Annotated in this window: 7 protein-coding genes; 4 read left to right on the top strand and 3 right to left on the bottom strand. The window is 67.3% G+C overall.

The window, feature by feature from the left end:
* Nucleotides 1-15: 15 nt before the first annotated feature.
* From QZ656_RS06135 to QZ656_RS06125, 3 genes are all read right to left on the bottom strand, one after another.
* A complete protein-coding gene (locus QZ656_RS06135) occupies nucleotides 16-3396 on the bottom strand; it encodes a mechanosensitive ion channel domain-containing protein (protein ID WP_291992547.1) in 3381 nt (1126 codons plus the stop codon).
* A gap of 30 nt (nucleotides 3397-3426) precedes the next feature.
* Nucleotides 3427-4164: an alanyl-tRNA editing protein gene (locus QZ656_RS06130; protein ID WP_291992546.1), complete on the bottom strand. Its 738-nt coding sequence runs from the start codon at nucleotides 4162-4164 to the stop codon at nucleotides 3427-3429.
* Between the two features lie 91 nt (nucleotides 4165-4255).
* A complete protein-coding gene (locus tag QZ656_RS06125) occupies nucleotides 4256-4450 on the bottom strand; it encodes a hypothetical protein (RefSeq protein WP_291992545.1) in 195 nt (64 codons plus the stop codon).
* Between the two features lie 22 nt (nucleotides 4451-4472).
* Here QZ656_RS06125 and recC point away from each other — a divergent pair, with 22 nt between their 5' ends.
* The 4 genes from recC (at nucleotide 4473) to QZ656_RS06105 (ending at nucleotide 15370) form a co-directional block, all read left to right on the top strand.
* Nucleotides 4473-8066, top strand: a complete 3594-nt coding sequence (gene recC / locus QZ656_RS06120) for an exodeoxyribonuclease V subunit gamma (RefSeq protein ID WP_291992647.1) — start codon at nucleotides 4473-4475, stop codon at nucleotides 8064-8066.
* Nucleotides 8063-11839, top strand: a complete 3777-nt coding sequence (gene recB, locus QZ656_RS06115; RefSeq protein WP_291992544.1) for an exodeoxyribonuclease V subunit beta — start codon at nucleotides 8063-8065, stop codon at nucleotides 11837-11839. Before recC ends, recB begins: the two co-directional genes overlap by 4 nt.
* Before the next feature lie 59 nt (nucleotides 11840-11898).
* Nucleotides 11899-13974: an exodeoxyribonuclease V subunit alpha gene (recD, locus tag QZ656_RS06110; protein ID WP_291992646.1), complete on the top strand. Its 2076-nt coding sequence runs from the start codon at nucleotides 11899-11901 to the stop codon at nucleotides 13972-13974.
* Nucleotides 13975-14308: 334 nt separating this feature from the next.
* Complete coding sequence (locus tag QZ656_RS06105; RefSeq protein WP_291992645.1) at nucleotides 14309-15370, top strand: ISAs1 family transposase; 1062 nt, start codon at nucleotides 14309-14311, stop codon at nucleotides 15368-15370.
* The last annotated feature ends 57 nt before the right edge of the window (nucleotides 15371-15427 follow it).

Here is a 15427-nt window from a genome sequence, read left to right as displayed (position 1 = left end):
CACGCACCAGGCTCATCACTGCGTATCGGCGTCGGCCGCTGGCGTCTTCATGACCACTTCGAGCGGCGAATCGGTGTTCAGATGGACGTCTCGTTGCGGGTGCGAGACCTTGATTCGCTGTTCGCAGAAGGCTTTCTCGATCGCCATGTTCAGCTCGTGCGTGACGATGCTGCGGTACAGGACGAGGCGCGTGAACACCCGCAACTCGAACTGCAGGCTGCTTTCACCGAAGAGCAGGAAGAGCGCCGCCGGTGCCGGTTCGGCACAAACGCTTTCGTTGTCGCGAGCGACCTCGAGCAGCGTCTCGACGACGAGCTCGGTGTTGGTCCCGTGGGCGACGCCGACCGGGACGATCAGGCGCGTGATCGGGTCGGACAGCGTCCAGTTGATGCAGTCCTGGGTGATGAAGGTCTTGTTCGGGATCAGCAGTTCCTTGCGATCCCAGTCGCTGATCGTCGTGGCCCGGATATGAATTCGCGTCACCGTGCCGGTATGGCCGGCGATGGTCACGATATCGCCGACGCGGAATGGTCGCTCGAAGAGAATGACGATTCCCGAAACGAAGTTGGCGACGATTTCCTGCAAGCCGAACCCCAGACCGACGCCGAGCGCCGCGATCAGCCATTGCAGCTTGCTCCAGTCGATGCCGAGGAGATTCGACGCGGCGATCAGGCTGACCAGGACAATCAGGTAATTCAGCAGCATGGTTATCGCGTAGCCGCTACCGGGTGCCAGCTGGAAGCGGCTGAGGACGGCCACTTCGAGCGCACCGGGCAGGTTCCTGATGGCGATGATGGCGATGGTAAACAACGTCGCGACGACGATCACGGTCCACAGGCTCACCACCTGCTGCGCCAGCGTGCCGTCACCGGAACTGATCCGCCACAGCACGATCTCGTCGAGCGAGCGGACCGCCGGCAACAGTCCCTGCCAGATCGATGCCATGGCCAGGGCGACGCCAATCAGGACCAGCAGGCGAAGCAGCGCGCGGCTTTGCCGGCTGATCGTGCGACCGTCGATGTCGTAACTCTGCAGGTCTTCGGGAATCGCGTCAGCGGCGCGCTCGGCGGCGTGGCGATCGACCGTTCGCGCGCTCGATTCGGCGCCGGCCGCGCGCGCCAGCGCCAGGCGTCGCTCGAAAACGGCAAAGGCGCGCTCGAGCGTCGCGTGGATCAGCGTCGCCATGGTCACCACCAGGATCGACTGCATGGTCAGGCGCAGCAGCTGCCAGGCGGTGTAGTGGTAGCCGAGCAGCGACAGCACGATCATCACCAGCGCGATCGTCATCAGTGCCGGATAGCCCAGGTAAACGATGTACCACAGCCAGTTGTCGCCGTCGGTCTCGGCCAGGCTGAGACGCGACAGGCGCCACAGCCGGGAAGCGATCCAGGCAATCGCGAGACAGAGAACGATCAGGGAAATCCGTCCCAGACCGTCGCGAATTTCGGGAGCGGCGTGCACCGAAACGAGGACCATGACGATGGTGATCGGTACGAAGAGCAGCATCAGCCGCCGGCAGTTGCGGCGCAGCAGCGTCAGCGTTGACCGGCTCCAGCAAAAATGGACGGCGGCGACGCCGTTGGCGCGCACCAGTTGCAGCAGGAACTCCATGAACAGGACCAGCACGCCACCGGCCAGCAGCGCCATCTCCAGGCTGCGCGCGAAGCCGCTGCGGCTGTGGCTCAGATACGCCAGTCCGAAGAGCAGCAGCGCCGGTGGCAAAGCGAGGATCACGGTAATTGCGAAAGCTTCGAGCGTCAGGGTCAGGTCGTCGGCTTCGACGTCGCCGATCCGTGGCGCCATGCGCTCGAGGCGCTGCTTCAGGTAGCCGCGGCTGGCGATGGCGAGCAGCAAGAGCAGCAGCCCGACCAGGAATCCCGTCAGACGCGTTTCCAGATTGATGGCCAGCGCCTGCCGGACGTCGTGCCAGTGCGCGGGTTCGGAAAGCCAGGCCAGCGAGTCGGCCGCCGCGCGCAGCGTTGGCAGGCCCATCGGTTGCGCGCTGGGAATCCAGAAGAGATGGCTTTCGAGCGCGTCGCGGTAGGTATGCGAACGCTCGGAGAAATACTTGAGCTGGGTAATCAGTGCCGACAGTTCGTCGGCGTAGCGCGCCTGTTCGTCCTTCAGGCGGGTGATCAGGTTGCGTCGCTGTTCGAGCAGTGCATCGATCGCCGCGCCCCAGTCGTGTGCCGCGCCGCGCAGCAGCTTTTCCAGCGACGCCTTGCTCGGCAGGTCGTATGGCGGGCGCCTCTCCTCGAGCTGGAAGAGGGCGATCCGACTCGACTCGAGTTCGCGCTCGGCCGCGCTGCGGGCGCTGTCGATGTTGATCGCGTCCGAGGCCTTGTCTCTTTCCTGGCGCAAGGCGATGCCGAAGGCCGCCGAAGCGTCGAGCTGATTGAGGTTGAGCAGGCGATCGAGCGTCTCGAGCTTGCTGTTCAAGAGCGCGACGTCGCCGCGCAGGCGAGCACTTTCAGCTTCCGCTTGCTGCCGTTTGGCGGGGAATTCGTCGATCACCCTGGACAAGCGAATGTTGCCCTCGGCGAAACGAAGCAGGTCCTCTGGCGCCGGACCAAGCGACTCCCTGAACGCTTCGAGCTTGTCGACCAGCGCGCTGACGCCGGCCTTGTGCACCCGACTCAGCAGCGCCTGCAGCGCGGCGATGTAGTCGGTCGTGCTTGCCAGCTGCTCGGCCAGCAGGTCCGCTTCGGCTTCCTGCAAGGCCAGCCGTGCCGGTCGGCTCGCCAGGCGCTGGCTCAGCGCCTCGATACGCGCCAGTTTCAGGCGTTTGTCGGCAACGCGGGCGCTCGCCTCGGCCAGCTGTGCCTGCTCGGAAGTGCCGACGGCGCGGGCGACGTTATCGACCTGGTTGACGCTCTCTTGCGCCGTCGTCAGCAATTGCTTGAGCGCCAGCGCGCGCTCCGATTGAACGCTCGATTGCAGCCGCGAAAGTCTCGCGCGCAGGATCGCTTCGGCGCCAAGCGCTTCGAGCAGCGTCTGCTCGACGACGCTGGTCGGCTGCCTTTCGAGGTCCTTGCCGACCTTCGGGGGCTGGTACGCTTGCTGCCTGCTGCGCAGCCGCTGTTGCTCGCGCGGCAGTTCAAGCAGCGCTTGCGTATAGGCTTCGGCTTCCTCGTCGAAGCGCTCGGCAGCCTCGATGCGCGCTATCGCCAGCCGATACAGCGCCGCGATCTCGGCCTTCTGTGCGGTGCCCAGGTTGCCCGCCTGCTCGATCGACGCCAGGCGCTGCTGCAAGTCGGCGAGGCCGGGCAAGGGCACTTCCTGGGCAACGAGCAGCGCCGCCCAGAGCAGCGCAACGATCGCCAGGATCGGCCTGGCACACCGGACGATTGCCGCCAGCAGCCTTGCCACAAGCATCGCCAGGCCAACAGCGGGCATTCGCGGTCGCTGCAAGGCCCTGATCACGGCTCAGCCGGCGCCAGCCACCGGCATCGCGAAACCAAGAACGACACGGCGCGTCATCGCCGCTTTCTTCTCGACCTTGGTGACAATCACCGCGCCGATCTCGGCGGTGTTGGCGACGTGCGTGCCGCCACACGGCTGCAGGTCTACGCCGTCGACTTCGAGCAGGCGTACGCGTCCCTGACCGCGTGGCGGCCGCACGCTCATGCTGCGTACCAGAGCCGGGTTGGCGTCGAGCTCGGCTTCGCTGATCCAGCGGTGGCGTACCGGATGCGCCTCGGCGACCAGCCGTGCCAGGCCCGCGCTGAGCAGTTGTTTGTCGAGCGGCTCGACCATATGGAAGTCCAGCCGCGCGTAGGCGGCGGTGATCGAGCAGCCGTCAACGGCGTGCGGGACGAGCGCGCACAAGAGGTGCGTCGCGGTATGAAAGCGCATGTGGCGCTGCCGGCGCTGCGTGTCGATGCGCGCCTCGACGGCCTGACCGCTGGCCAATCGCGCCAACAGGTGGTGTTGGCCGGGCGCCGGCACATGCACGATCTCGCCCGGCAGCGCCGTCTTGCGTGTGTCGATGATCTCCAGTTCGGCGCCGTCGGGGAGGACCAGCACGCCGCGGTCGCCCGCCTGGCCACCACCCTGCGGGTAGAACACCGTGCGGTCGAGTCGTAGCCCCTGCGGGTCGATGAAAGTGACTCGCGCGGCACAGCTGGCGAGGGTGGCATCTTCGCGAAACAGTTCTTCGGTCATCGACAAGGCGGCCTGTGAATGGTGCGGCGCGGTAGCGCAGGATGCGGCGAGGGTTTGCGGCAAGTGCGCAGCAGGCGAATGCGACGCGATTTCAAGCGATCGCAAGGAGCAAGGCTGCAGCCGGAGTATAGAGGGCCATGTGAAAAGCCGACAACCCGCTTTTGGCTTGCGGCGGCGGCGCCGCGTTGGCGATCGGCGACATGGCGACACGATTGCGCGTCTGCATCCGGTATTCTTCGCGGATGTGCAGCGATCCCCATTGAACAACGGAGTCCGATTTGAGCAACAGTGACCTCGCCGCCGGCCTGATGCTGGTGCACGGCAACCACGCCGAGTCCTTGCGTGACTTGCTGGTCGGCTGGATGAAGCGCTACCCGCTGGCGCCGCTGGAGAACGAAGTCATCCTTGTCCAGAGCAATGGCATCGCCCAATGGCTGAAGCTTGCGCTGGCCGCCGACGCCAGCGACGAGGGCGCTGGCGTCGGCGGCGGTTGCGGGATTGCCGGGGCCTTGAGCTTTTCGCTGCCGGCGCGCTTCCTCTGGCAGGTGTACCGCGCGCTGCTCGGCCGCGAGGCGGTGCCCGAGGTGTCGGCGTTCGACAAGCCGCGCCTGCTCTGGCGGCTGCTGCGCTTGTTGCCGGCGGTACTGAACGAGCCGGTCTATGCGCCGCTGCACAGTTTTCTCGAAAGCGACGGCGACCTGCGCAAGCGCTTCCAGCTCGCCGAGCGTCTTGCCGACCTCTACGACCAGTATCAGGTCTACCGCGCCGACTGGCTGGCCGCCTGGGCCAGTGGCGACGACGTCCTGATCGACGCGCGCGGCGTTTGCTCGCCGCTGGCCGCCGACCAGCAATGGCAGGCGGCGCTGTGGCGCGTGCTGCTGGCCGACGTCGCCGCCGCTGACCTGGTGCAGGGCGTTGCCGCAGGGCAGGGGCGCGCGGCGGTGCATGCGGCCTTCCTGCAGCGCGTCGCCAGCTGGCGTGACGCCGAGCGACCGCCGGCCCTGCCGCGTCGGGTCATGGTCTTCGGCATTTCGTCGCTGCCCCGGCAGTCGCTGGAAGTGCTGGCGGCGCTGGGGCGCTGGACGCAGGTGCTGCTGTGCGTGCAGAACCCGTGCGAGCATTTCTGGGCCGATATCGTCGCCGGCAAGGACTTGCTGCGCGCCCAGGCGGTGCGCCAGAAGCGGCGCCAGGGCGTGCCGCCGGCGCTTTCCGACGAGCAGCTGCACCTGCACGCCAATCCCCTGCTCGCCGCCTGGGGCAAGCAGGGACGCGATTTCATCGCCCTGCTCGACGAACACGATAGCGATACGGCGCGCGGCGATTACGCCAGGCACTTCGCGGCCATCGGGCAACGCATCGACTTGTTCACTTCGGCCGGCACCGACAGCGTTCTGGCGCAGCTTCAGGACGACATTCGCGACCTGCGACCGCTCGCCGAGACGCGCGCGCGTTGGCCGGCGATCGATCCGGCGAGCGATCAGTCGATCCGCTTTCACGTCGCGCACGGCGCCCAGCGCGAGGTCGAAATCCTGCACGATCAGCTGCTCGCCGCTTTCGCTGCCGACCGCAGCCTGCGGCCGCGCGACGTGATCGTCATGGTCCCCGAGATCGACGCCTATACGCCGCACATTCAGGCCGTTTTCGGGCTGCTCGGCAGCGACGACGCGCGCCACATTCCTTTCAGCGTCGCCGACCAGGGACGGCGCCGCAGCGATCCGCTGATCCACGCCATCGAGCTGCTGCTGGCCTTGCCGCAGTCGCGGCTCAGCGTCAGCGACCTTCTCGACCTGCTCGAGGTGCCGGCGCTGCGGCAGCGCTTTGCCATCGCCGAAGCCGAGCTGCCGCTGCTGCACCGCTGGATCCGCGGCGCCAATATCCGCTGGGGCCTGCACGCCGAGCAGCGCGCCAGCCTCGGCCTGCCGCTGGAGGCGGCGCAAGCCGCCCAGAACAGCTGGCTGTTCGGGCTGCGCAGAATGCTTCTCGGCTATGCCGTGGGCGACGGCGCGGCGGCGTGGCAGGGGATCGAACCCTACGGCGAGATTGGCGGGCTCGACGCCGCCGCGCTCGGACCGCTGGTGTTGCTGCTCGAGCGCATCGACGCCACCTGGCGCAGCCTGCGCGAGCCGGCGCCGGTGCGCGGCTGGTGCGATCGCTTGCGGCAGCTGCTGGCCGATTTTTTCGTCGCCGAGAGTGGCCGCGGCAGCGACAGTGACAGCGACCGCGACGCGTACACGCTGCTGCAGCTCGCCGGCGCGCTGCGGCGCTGGCAGGAAGCCGCCGACGAGGCGGCGCTCGCCGAGAGCTTGCCGCTGACCGTCGTTGCCGATTTCTGGTTATCGTCGCTCGACGAAGGCGGCCTGGCGCAGCGCTTCTTCGGCGGCGCGGTGACTTTCGCGACGCTGATGCCGATGCGCGCAATTCCTTTTCGCCAGGTCTGCCTGCTGGGGATGAACGACGGCGACTTTCCGCGAACGCGGATACCGATGGATTTCGACCTGATGAGCCGCGACTATCGGCCGGGTGACCGCTCACGCCGCGAGGACGATCGTTATCTCTTTCTCGAAGCGCTGCTGTCGGCACGCGAGCGGCTCTATATCTCGTGGGTCGGGCGCAGTATCAACGACAACACGACGCGGCCGCCTTCGGTGCTGGTCGCTCAGTTGCGCGATCACCTCGCCGCCGGCTGGCGAGTCGCCGACGCCGCTGGCGCAGCCAATGAATTCGGCGGCCCGGCCGGTGCCGCGCTGCTCGCCGCGCTGACCGTCGAACACCGGCTGCAAGCGTTCAGTCGCGACTATTTCCCGGCGCAGCCGGCGACCTCGCCGCTATTCACCTACGCGCGTGAGTGGCGAGGTGGGCAGGCGGCCAAGAGCGTCGTCGACAATGACGCGCCACTGCCGCCGATCGACCATCCCGAGCCGCTGTCCTTGCGCGAACTCGTGGACTTCGTCAAGGACCCGGTACGGGCTTTCTTTCGGCAGCGCCTGGGCGTGCGCTTCGAAGCCGACGATCCGGCGAGTGAAGACCTCGAGCCCTTTGTCCTCGATGGCCTCGGCAAATGGGCGCTGCAAAGCGAGCTGATGAACGCGCAGGCGCTGGCGCTGAGCGAACAGCACCGCGGCGCCGCCGCGCGCGCTGACTGTCTGAGTGGCATTCAGCGGCGCGGCGAGCTGGCCAACGGCGGTTTTGGCGCGGTCATGGCCGAAGAACTCGTGGCACCGATGGACGAACTCTTCGAGCGCTACGCCGCGGCACTCGCGCGTTGGCCGCAAAGCGACGGCGAAGAAGACGAAATCCGCTTCGCGGCGACGCTCGATGGCGAGCGCCTGGAGCTTGCCGACTGGCTCGGCGGCCTGCGCCGCAACAGCGCCGGCGCGCGCGGCCGCGTCGTCCTCGAGAGCAGCGACCTGGTCAAGGACAAGCAGTACCGCATCGAGAAGTTGATTGGCCACTGGCTGGCGCACCTGGCCGGGCAATTGGCGGGCGAGCCGCTGAGCACCGAGGTGATCAGCAAGGTCGGCGACGTGACCTTCCATCCGCTCGCCGCCGCTGCAGCAGTGACCCATCTGACGACGATTCTGGCCGCCTGGCAGCAGGGCATGCGGCGGCCGCTGCCGCTGGCGGCCAAAACTGCGTTCGCCTGGTTGAAGGCGCTACCCGATACGTCGGCAGCCAGCGGCGCCAATGAGGAACGCCTGCTGGAGAAAGCCGGCAAGGCCGCGCGTGCGGCCTACGAAGGTGGCGACCGGCAAGGCGGCGAGCTGGCCTACAGCGCCTACTTGCAACGCGCCTGGCCGAGCTTCGACGCGCTGGTCGCCAGCGGCGAATTTGTCGAACTCGCCGAGACGTTGTTGCGGCCGTTGCAGCAGGCCATTTTCGCCAAAAAAGGAGCCAGCGCATGAGCGTTAAGAATCCGACGACGCTGAACGTCTTGCGCTTTCCGCTGCACGGCAGTCAGCTGATCGAAGCCAGCGCCGGTACCGGCAAGACCTTCACCATCGCCGCGCTGTACCTGCGGCTGGTGCTCGGGCATGGCCTTGCGGACGGCGAAGCCACTGGCTGCCGGCGGCCGCTGACGCCGCCCGAAATTCTCGTCGTGACCTTCACCGACGCCGCGACCAAGGAACTGCGCGATCGCATCCGCGCTCGTCTTGGCGAAGCCGCCAGCTATTTCCTGGCCGACGTCGACGCCGGCGAGCCTGGTGAAATGCTGCTGCACGAGTTGCGTGCCGATTACCCGCCGGCGCAGTGGCCGGCGTGTGCACGCCGCTTGCAACTGGCCGCCGAATGGATGGACGAGGCGGCGGTGTCGACCATCCACAGCTGGTGCAACCGCATGCTGCGCGAGCACGCCTTCGACAGCGGCAGCTTGTTTACGCAGGTGCTGGAGGCCGACCAGAGCGAGCTGCTGGCCGAGGTCGTTCGCGATTACTGGCGCAACTTCATGGTCCCGCTGGACGCTGCCGGCGTCCGCGAGCTCAGGCAGTGGTGGAGCGGGCCCGTAGCGCTGCAGGCGAGCTTGCGCAATCTTCTCGGGCACGCGGCGTTATTCCCGGCCGTGGCGACACCGGCGATGACGCTGGCGCGCGTGTTGCAACAGCGCGGCGCGGCGCTGGCCGCGCTGAAGTCGCCGTGGCAGCAGTGGTTGGGCCAACTGCAGACCTTGCTCGACGCCGCGCGCGCGCAAAAAGCCTTTGACGGCAGCAAGCTGCGAAAGAACAACTACGACGATTGGTTGGCCGCTATCGGCGCCTGGCGCGACGACGACAGCCTGCGGCCGCAACTCAGCGACGCGGCCAAATTGCGCCTGACCGAGGACGGTCTGCGCGCCATCTGGAAGCCCGGGACGCCGCCGCCGCTGCACGCCGCGCTGCGCGCGCTGGCGACGCTCGACAGCGCGCTCGCCGCTCTGCCCGACGCCCGCGACGAGCTGCTTTATCATGCCGTCCGCTGGGTCGTCGAGCGTTTCGCTGCCGAGCAGCAGCGGCGCGCGCAACTCGGCTTCGACGACCTCCTCGGACGCCTGGCCGCGGCGCTCCAGGGTGGCAACGGCGCGCGCCTCGCCGAGCGCATCCGGCACAGCTTCCCGGTGGCGCTGATCGACGAGTTTCAGGACACCGACCCGGTGCAATACGGCATCTTCGACGCCGTCTATCGAGTCGGCAGCGACGACGCGTCGACGGCGCTGATCCTGATTGGCGACCCCAAGCAGGCGATCTATTCATTTCGCGGCGCCGACATCCACACCTATCTGGTCGCCCGTCTCGCCTGCGCCGGCCGCCTGCATACGCTACAGCGCAACTTCCGCTCGACGGAACAGATGGTGACCGCGACCAACCGCTGTTTTGCGTTCGCCGAAGCGCGCGCCGCGGGCGCGGGTGCCTTCCTGTTCCGCAGCGCCGCCGGCAATCCGCTGCCCTTCGTCGACGCCACCTGGCAGGGCCGCCAGGACGTGCTGCTGGTCGACGGCCGGCCATTAGCCGCGCTCAGCGCCTGCTGGCTGGCGCCGCCAGACGGCGCTGCGGCGCTCAGCAAGACCGCCTACTTCAAGCAGATGGCCGAGAGCTGCGCCAACGCCATGGTGCGCCTGCTCAATCGCGGCCAGAGCGGCGACGCGGCGTTTGTCGGTCGCGACGAGTCGTGTCCGCCGCGACGGCCGCAGCGCCCACTGCGACCGGCCGACATGGCGGTGCTGGTCAACAGCCGCAACGAGGCGGCGGCGATTCGTCGCGCGCTGGCGGCGCGCGGCGTTCGCAGCGTCTATCTCTCCGATCGTGATTCGGTGCTCCTGACGGCGCAGGCTGCCGAAGTGCAGCACTGGCTGGCGGCGTGCGCCGAACCCGACGACCCGCGTCTGCTGCGCGCCGCGCTGGCGACGCCGACGCTGGCGCTGAGTTGGGCCGAGCTCGAGACGCTGAACCATGACGAAGTCGCCTGGGAAGCGCGCCTGCTGCAGTTCCGTGGCTACCGTCAATGTTGGCGCCGACAGGGTGTGCTGCCGATGCTGCGGCGCTTGCTCAATGACTTTCAGCTGCCCGCCAGACTGATCACCGACGGCGGCGACAGTGCCGACGCAAGCTGCGGCGGCGAGCGCATTCTGACCGACCTGCTGCATCTCGCCGAGCTGTTGCAGGAGGCCAGCGGCCTGCTCGACGGCGAGCACGCGCTGATCCGCCACCTCGCCGAGCAGCGCCGCGACGCCGCACAAAAAGGCAGCGGCAGCGGCGACGTGCGCCAGATTCGCCTCGAGAGCGACGCCGACCTGGTGCAGGTGGTCACCGTGCACAAGTCCAAGGGGCTCGAGTATCCGCTGGTCTTCCTCCCCTTTGCCTGCAGCTTTCGCGAGCTCAAGGCGAGCGACGTGCCGCTGAAATACCACGATGACGCGGGCCGTTTGCAGCTCGCCCTGCGCGCCGACGCGCCAATCCTTGGCCGCGCCGATGACGAGCGCCTCGGCGAAGACCTGCGCAAGCTCTACGTCGCGCTGACGCGCGCCAAATATGCGACCTGGGTCGGCGTGGCGGCGCTGGAAGGGTTGGAGAAAAGTGCCTTCGGCTATCTTCTGGCGGGCGGCGCGGCGATCGCCGCCGAGGCGCTGGGCGGATTGCTGAATACCCTGCGCGGCAACTGCCGCGAGATCGAGGTCAGCCGCGTGCTCGACGAGCCTGCCGAAATATTCACGCCGCAAGGCGCCGCCGTGGCCATGGGCAGCGCGCGCCGAGCAAGCCCGGTCGGCGGCGAACGCTGGTGGATCGCCAGCTACTCGGCGCTGAAAACGATCGCCGCGACGCCGCAGGCGGTCGCCGAAACGCCGACCGAGGATGTTTTTCGCGAGGCACGGCAAATTCCCGACGAAGTTGCGGCGCCAGCCGCCTCGCCGGCCAAATTACCCGACGCGCCAGACGCGCCGGAGCGTGGCGCGCTGCACGACTTTCCGCGCGGCGCCGACGTCGGCACCTTTCTGCACGATCTCCTCGAGTGGGTCGCCAATCAGGGCTTTGCCAACGTCGCGGCCAACCGCGCCTTGTTGCGCGACACCATCGCGCGGCGCTGCAACGCGCGTGGCTGGCAGGAGTGGATAGACGTGTTGACCGCCTGGTTCGACGATTTTCTGAAAACGCCGCTGTGCTTGCCGGCTGCCGAGCCGGCGCCAGCAGCAACTTTCGCGCTCGCCGATCTCTGTACGACGATGGCCGAAATGGAGTTCTGGATCGCCGCGCACGCGGTCGACGCCGCCGCCATCGACCGCCTGGTTTGCGCGCACACGCTCGCCGCCGCGCCGCGGCCGCTGCTCCAGCCCGGGCAGCTGAACGGCATGCTCAAGGGTTTCATCGATCTCCTTTTCGAGCACGACGGGCGCTATTACGTCGCCGACTACAAGTCGAACTGGCTGGGCGCCGACGACGCGGCCTACACCGCCGAGGCGATGCGGGCGGCGATTCTGCATTCGCGCTACGAGCTGCAGTACGCGCTCTACGTCTTTGCCCTGCATCGGCTGCTGCAGGCGCGCCTGGTCGATTACGACTACGACCGCCACGTCGGTGGCGCCGTCTACCTCTTCCTGCGCGGTAGCCAATCGGCGACGCGCGGGGTGCACTTCGAGCGTCCGCCGCGCGTCCTGATCGAAGCGCTCGACGTCCTTTTTGCGGCTCGCGCCGTCAAGGAAAGCGCATGATCGCCGGCCAGCCCGAAGCGAGCGCCACGGCGCCTGCCGGCAGCAGCGCCAGCGAGCGCATGCGCTACACGCTGCGCGCCTGGGCTGAGAACGGCTGGCTGCGAGCGGTCGACGCGGCCTTTGCCGGATTCCTGTGGCGCGAGGCGCCCGACGCACCGCCACTGCTGATCCTGGCGGCCGCGCTGGCCAGCCACCAGCTCGGGCGCGGCCACGCTTGCCTTGATCTGGCGGCGACGCTCGCCGACCCAACGCTGGCGCTGTCATTGCCGCCCGAAGGTGCCGAGCCGAGCGACGCCGTCGAGCTGCCCGGACAAGTGCTGCTGGGCGTGCAGCTGCGCCAGTGGCTGGCGGCGCTTGGCGACTCCCGGCTGGTCGGCGACGGCGTCGGTGCGACGCCGCTGGTGCTCGTCGCCCAGCGTCTCTACCTGCGCCGTTACTGGCAATACGAGCAGGACGTACGCGGCGGCGTTTTGCAGCGCCTGCAGGCGGCCGCGGCGTCCGCTACGGCGCTGCCGGTGGACGCACTGCGTAAGGTGCTGGCGACGCTGTTCCCGAAAGTGGCCGAAGCTGACGCCGCCGAAGCCGAAGCCGACTGGCAGAAGCTGGCGTGTGCGCTCGCCGCGCGCAGCGCTTTCAGTGTCATCACCGGCGGTCCCGGTACCGGCAAGACGACGACGGTGGTGAAGCTGCTGGCGTTGCTGCAGGCGCTGGCGCTGGCCGACGCGCCGGCCAGCGGCCGCCCGGCGCGGCCGCTACGGATCCGCCTGGCGGCGCCGACCGGCAAGGCGGCGGCGCGGCTCAGTGAGTCGATTGCCGGCGCGCTGGCGCGCTTGCCGCTGGCCGATCTCGGCAACGGCGAGGCGATTCGCGCCGCCATCCCGGTCGCCGTCAGCACGCTGCATCGACTGCTCGGCAGCCGGCCCGATAGCCGCCTGTTTCGCCATCACGCCGGCCAGCCACTGGCGCTCGACGTGCTGGTGATCGATGAAGCGTCGATGGTCGACCTCGAAATGATGGCCGCCGTGCTCGCCGCGCTGCCGGCGCGGGCGCGCCTGATCCTGCTCGGCGACAAGGATCAACTGGCCTCGGTCGAGGCCGGCGCGGTGCTCGGTGAGTTGTGCCGGCGTGCCGGCGAAGGCCACTACACGCCGCAGACGAGCGCCTGGCTAGCGAGCGTCTGCGGCCAGACGATCGACCCACAGCTGCTCGACGAAGCCGGCTCGGCACTCGACCAGACTGTCGCCATGCTGCGCTTCAGTCATCGCTTCGCGACCGGCAGCGGCATCGGACGGCTCGCCGCGGCGGTCAACGCGGGCGACTTCGCGGCCGTGCAAGGAGTCTGGCGGACGCCGGCTGCCGACCTGGCGATGCTTTCACCTGGCGCCGGCAACGCCGCCGCGTTCAACGATCTGGTGATCGATGGGCGCTTGCCGCTGGCGACCAGCGGCGCGGGGGGCGGTGAAGGTGTCAGCGGCGGCGGGCGCGCCGGCTACCGTCATTACCTTGAAACGCTGCATCGTCAACGCCCAGTCGCCAGCGCCGGCCAGCCGGCCTTCGACAGCTGGGCGCGGCAAGTCCTGCGCGCGCACGGCGAGTTTCAGGTGCTCTGCGCGCTGCGCCGCGGCCCGTGGGGCGTTGACGGGCTCAATCAGCGCATCGCCCTGGCGCTGCACGCGGCCGGGCTGATTCCGGCAACGCAGGACTGGTACGCCGGTCGCCCGGTTCTCGTCACCCGCAACGACTACGCGCTCGGCCTGATGAATGGCGACATCGGGATAACGCTTGCGGTCCCGGTCCTGCTCCCCACTACGGATGCGGCGAGCGGAGAGTGGGTCGCGCGCGTCGCGTTTCCCGCCGGCGATGGCTCCGACGCCATCAAGTGGGTCCTGCCGAGTCGGCTGCAGGCCGTGGAAACGGTCTATGCGCTCACCGTGCACAAGTCGCAGGGCTCCGAATTCACGCACACCGCGCTGGTGCTTCCGGAAAAGCCCAATCCGATTCTGACGCGCGAACTGCTGTACACCGGCATCACGCGCGCGCGGCGCTGGTTTACGCTGCTCAACCCGGGCGGTGACGATGTCCAGAGAGTGGCTGTCGAACGACGCGTCCTGCGCGCTTCGCGCTTGCTGGAGTGAGCGGACGTCGGCGCTGCCAGACCTGCGCGTGTCAGTCTCGCTGTCTTCCTGGCCTTCGGCGTCGGTCGCTCCGGCGGTCTGCACTGGTCGGCAGCGGCTGCCAGGCACGGCCGGGATCTGGCCTTGCGCGCGGCGCCTTGCATGCGTCATGCGATATGCGAACGCTCGCCGGAACTCCTTGCCAGGCGCTTCGCCTCGATTCGATCGTCTCATTGCGTCGCATACCAGCATTGGGCATAATACCCGGTTGCAAATCGATGCCTAAATCATTGCCGCTGCCACTTTTCTCGTCTTTTGGATCACCGAAATGACTGTGACGACGAGTGTGAGCCTGATGTGCTGCTTGAGGGAAGTGAACGACGCGCGCAGACCCAGCAACGGGACGCTACATGACTTTCAGGAGATTTTGGTGATTGCCATGGCAGGGGCACTCTCGGATTGTGACACCATCGAAGACATCGCCTATTGGGGGCGCCGGAAGGAAACATGGCTGCGTAAGTTCCTGGTGCTCAAGAATGGCATTCCCTCCAAGAAGACGTTTCTGCGGGTCTTCCGAGCGCTGGACCCGAAGCAAGTTGAGGTCGCGTTTCGCCGCTGGGTGGCCGGGGTGGTCGGCGCCTTGGGAGGCAGCGTCGCGTTCGATGGCAAGGCGGTGCGAGTTTCCGGCAGTGGCGGTGAAACCGCGATTCACATGGTCAGCGCCTTCGCTACGGAATTGGCTATTGTCCTCGGCCAGGAAAAGCTCGCCAGCAAGAGTAATGAGATCACCGCCATCCCGGAACTGCTCAAGGCACTGTATATCAAGGGGTTGCTGGTCACCATCGACGCCATGGGGTGCCAAAAGACTATTGCCCGGCAGATCACGGATCAAGGCGGCGACTACCTACTGGCGGTCAAAGGCAAGCAGCCGACCTTGCTGGAAGCCATCGAGACCGAGTTCATTGACCAGTATCAATCCGAGGCCGTTGATCGCCACCGCCAGGCCCGCAACTCCCATGGTCGAATCGTCGGACAAATCGCCTCGGTCTTGCCTGCGCAAGGACTCGTTGATCTGGCCGATTGGCCGAAGTGCCAGACGATCGGCCTGGTCGACCCCCTGCGCAAGGTCGGCGACAAGGAATCGAACTTCGAGCGGCGCTACTACATCAGTTCTCGTGCGTTGACCGCCGAAGAACTGGTGGCCGCGGTGCGAGGCCATTGCGGCGTGGAAAGTGTGCCGCAGGCACACAGAAAAGAAGTTCAGTATGGACTGACGAACTGTGGAGATCTGATTCGTCGGGATACGACCGACAAGACCAAAGCCAGCTTGCGCTTGAAGCGCAGAAAAGCTGCTCGAGACGGCGATGTCCGGATAAACAGGCTGGGCCTCATAGCGTTATGTGAAACGAGATTCTGAATCTCTGGGTAAATAACGTATCGCTGGTTAATCGATCAACGGCTCCCCTATTAAATT

This window comes from Candidatus Accumulibacter sp. ACC003, assembly GCF_907163085.1.
Taxonomy (GTDB): Bacteria; Pseudomonadota; Gammaproteobacteria; order Burkholderiales; family Rhodocyclaceae; genus Accumulibacter.
This window is presented reverse-complemented; position numbering and strand designations above follow the sequence as displayed.

What these genes read in the sequence shown, in the direction of transcription:
- QZ656_RS06105 (WP_291992645.1), top strand. Translation starts at nt 14,309, where the DNA reads ATGTGCTGCTTGAGGGAAGTGAACGACGCGCGCAGACCCAGCAACGGG.
- QZ656_RS06135 (WP_291992547.1), bottom strand. Translation starts at nt 3,396, where the DNA reads ATGCCCGCTGTTGGCCTGGCGATGCTTGTGGCAAGGCTGCTGGCGGCA.
- recD (WP_291992646.1), top strand. Translation starts at nt 11,899, where the DNA reads ATGCGCTACACGCTGCGCGCCTGGGCTGAGAACGGCTGGCTGCGAGCG.
- recC (WP_291992647.1), top strand. Translation starts at nt 4,473, where the DNA reads ATGCTGGTGCACGGCAACCACGCCGAGTCCTTGCGTGACTTGCTGGTC.
- recB (WP_291992544.1), top strand. Translation starts at nt 8,063, where the DNA reads ATGAGCGTTAAGAATCCGACGACGCTGAACGTCTTGCGCTTTCCGCTG.
- QZ656_RS06130 (WP_291992546.1), bottom strand. Translation starts at nt 4,164, where the DNA reads ATGACCGAAGAACTGTTTCGCGAAGATGCCACCCTCGCCAGCTGTGCC.